The 1,666-nt window shown below is 40.8% G+C and carries 2 protein-coding genes; both read right to left on the reverse strand.

The window, feature by feature from the left end:
- Positions 1-694 (reverse strand): DNA adenine methylase (locus tag F6K49_RS46710; RefSeq protein WP_293109296.1); only part of this gene is annotated, 694 nt, incomplete at its 3' end.
- The gene (locus F6K49_RS46715; RefSeq protein WP_293083970.1) at positions 694-1,317 is read right to left on the reverse strand and encodes a hypothetical protein; all 624 of its coding nucleotides are present in this window, start codon (positions 1,315-1,317) and stop codon (positions 694-696) included. The genes F6K49_RS46715 and F6K49_RS46710, both read right to left, overlap by 1 nt.
- Between the last annotated feature and the right edge of the window lie 349 nt (positions 1,318-1,666).

A 1,666-nucleotide genomic window follows, 5' to 3' on the forward strand; every position in this document is an offset into this window, starting at 1 on the left:
TAATAGAAACAGGTTCCCGTGAATCTACGGAGTGAACCGATGCGGAACCGGGAAGTGCTTCACTGGCACTTTCAACGATCGCATCCAAGATTTCTAAATACAGAGATTCAATCTGTTCTACCTCAAAGGTTGTCACTTGATCGTGAAATGACATGGACACATGATTGAATGCTGCGGAAGATGTTTCAATAACCAACCGGCAAAAAGAAATCCATGCCAGAGAAGAAACATTGTTGTCTTTCGGTTCGCCAAACTCGTTAACAAGCACCTGACGAAGTGCAGCTATAATTTTTAATGTATCTACGGACCACCACCTTGTAATGTTATGTATTTTTGGCAACCAGTTATCTTTATTAAGATAATATTTGGATTCTATCAGCGCTTTTTTAACCCCTATTTGTAGCTTTTTAAGTTCCGTTTTTGTGTAGTTACGGCATTTAGCATTACCTAACCATATCAAGAAGGGGTTTATATCAAAACAGTGTGAATAAAAACCATGTTCAGCCGCCACAATACCAGTTGTTGCTGTTCCTGAAAACGGGTCAAGGATGAAAGCATTTTCAGGGATGTTATCAATAATTTCTTCTACTAGCTTGACGGAATAAGCGGGGGTTAGCCGCAACCATCCATGTCTACCAAGTTTCTTGTTGTATTTGAAGGTGTAATCCGAACGTTGCTTAACCGTCATATCCATTACTCAGCCCTCAACAACGTTTCCAGGACATCATGGATTTCTTGTTTAATCTCTGTGCTATTACGGTTGAAAAAGTCTGCTAAGTCATACCCAAGAACCTGGTCACAGAAGGCATACAGAGACTCTTTATTGTTGCTATTCGTTGTACCAATAAGAATACCGCAACGGTTATTCCGGTATCTCAGTACAATGTCAGAATCAATCTGTGAAGAAAAGATTGCGAATACAGGAAGATAATCGTTTGCCCATGCTACTACAGCATTATCAATGTCGGCATTTTGACGCTTGGAGTCTTTGCTTTTGTAACCCTGACGCACTTCAAAAACGATCCCGTTAGTGGGTTCCGTAACTTCACCTAAGTCAGAACAGTAGTCTTTAATCCATTGCTTTACGTTGTTGAGAATCATTTGATTCTTAACTTCAGAAAGTTCAAGTCTGCCGTCAAGGGATAGCTTTTTATCTTTACCAGAGCGAGTCTTTGCTGTGTAGGACCAGGTTGCATAAACGGGGTCTGTGTAACCAGTTGTATCTACCAAAACTGCACGGAATAGACGTTCACACCCAATGCCGATTTGCCGATATACGGAAGTCATTCCACCTGCTGCACGATGTGCAGCGTACATCAGCTCGGTGTCAAGACCTACCCATGCGTAGAAAGGGTCTGAACCGTAAAGCGTCTTGAATCCACTCAGGGATAGCCCCTTATCGCTGTTACCCTGCCCGAACTTGGGTCTGTAGGTCTTGCACTTCTTGATAGGTGCAAGGAAAGTCTTTAGATATTCCGTTTCTCTGTTATTCACATCCTTCTATATTACAACTTTTTTGATAATTTTTTTTGAGGGCTAACTACTAATTATACCGTTGTTCTTTGATCAGGGAAATTTGTTGTTCAAATTGGATGATATCAGTTTCATAGAGCATTTTGTTCTTTAAAATCTCACTAAACGTGACGAAAGCCTTACTTGTTTGGTT

The sequence above is a fragment of the Moorena sp. SIO3I6 genome, assembly GCF_010672095.1.

Excerpts from the sequence above, each read along its gene's own strand:
- F6K49_RS46715 (WP_293083970.1), bottom strand. The coding sequence starts at position 1,317 with ATGTACGCTGCACATCGTGCAGCAGGTGGAATGACTTCCGTATATCGG.